General features: G+C 67.4%; 1 protein-coding gene and 1 pseudogene. Both read left to right on the top strand.

Annotation, left to right across the window (positions count from 1 at the left end):
* Nucleotides 1–241 precede the first annotated feature (241 nt).
* Nucleotides 242–742 (top strand): transcriptional regulator NrdR, encoded by a 501-nt coding sequence (gene nrdR, locus PLL68_RS15255; protein ID WP_324535557.1) that lies wholly within the window; start codon nt 242–244, stop codon nt 740–742.
* A gap of 122 nt (nt 743–864) precedes the next feature.
* Nucleotides 865–1,367, top strand: a pseudogene (locus tag PLL68_RS15250) (vitamin B12-dependent ribonucleotide reductase); the annotation flags it as partial.

Below are 1,367 nucleotides of genomic sequence, written 5' to 3'. Positions count from 1 at the left end.
GGGCGGACGGCATCCGAACGCCCTGACCTGCACAAACGGAACTCGCCACGCCGAAACACCCGGAATGTCTTGCGGCCCCCGTCACAGTGAGTCAAGATAGCCACCACATCTAGTGGTTACACCCGTGTAGTTCGTCCACATGTTGTGCACACGAAATACCGGTCATCCACAGGTTGTTCACACCACTGTCCACGGGTTCGTCCACAGGACGCCACAGCACAGCCCACACGAGGGGGGTCCCATGCACTGCCCGTTCTGCCGCCACACCGACTCCCGCGTCATGGACTCGCGGGCCACCGACGACGGTGCGAGCATCCGCCGGCGCCGTCAGTGCCCGCAGTGTGGGCGTCGTTTCACCACCGTCGAGACGGCCAGCCTGAGCGTGGTCAAGCGCTCCGGCGCCACCGAGCCGTTCAGCCGCGCCAAGGTGCTCGTCGGCGTCCGCAAGGCGTGCCAGGGCCGCCCGGTCAGCGAGGACGACCTCGCCCGCCTGGCCCAGCGCGTCGAGGAGACCATCCGCAGCCACGGCAGCGCCGAGATCGACGCGCACGAGGTCGGCCTGGCCGTCCTCGAACCGCTGCGCGAGCTCGACGAGGTCGCGTACCTGCGCTTCGCGAGCGTCTACCAGGCGTTCGACAACCTCGAGGACTTCGAGTCCGCGATCACCCTCCTGCGCGCCGAGCGCGACGCCGCAGGCATCGAACCACCGGGTCGGATGCCGTCCGCCCACCCCGCGGGGTAGCTCGCCGTCGTCCGTCGTCGCCGGCAACCACCGGCCGCGGCAGCGATGTCAGTGCCTCGCAGTAGAACAGTCAAATGACAGGTCACCATGGCCCCCGAACGGGGCAGAAGGTAGGGAAACGCATGACCGAGACCGCCGGAGCACGTGCAGGTGCCCGCAAGTCCGCCCGCGGCAAGGGGGTGACCGTCGAGCGCATCTTCACCACGCCCGGGGTCCACCCCTACGACGAGGTGACCTGGGAGAAGCGCGACGTCGTCCAGCAGAACTGGAAGACCGGGGAGACGATCTTCGACCAGCGCGGGGTGGAGTACCCCGACTTCTGGTCGGTCAACGCGAGCACCATCGTCACGACCAAGTACTTCCGTGGGGCGGTGGGCACCCCCGAGCGCGAGACCGGGCTCAAGCAGCTCATCGACCGCGTCGTGCTGACCTATGTCAAGGCCGGCAAGGACCACGGCTACTTCGGCACCGCCGAGGACGCCGAGATCTTCGAGCACGAGCTGACCTACGCCCTGCTGCACCAGGTGTTCAGCTTCAACTCGCCCGTGTGGTTCAACGTCGGCACCGCGAGCCCGCAGCAGGTCAGCGCCTGCTTCATCCTCAGCGTCGACGACTCGATGGACTC

The sequence above is a fragment of the Ornithinibacter sp. genome (assembly GCF_035443565.1).
In the GTDB taxonomy this organism is placed as follows: domain Bacteria; phylum Actinomycetota; class Actinomycetes; order Actinomycetales; family Dermatophilaceae; genus Fodinibacter.
Note: the sequence above shows the minus strand (reverse complement) of the source record. Positions and strands in the feature narration are given on the sequence as shown.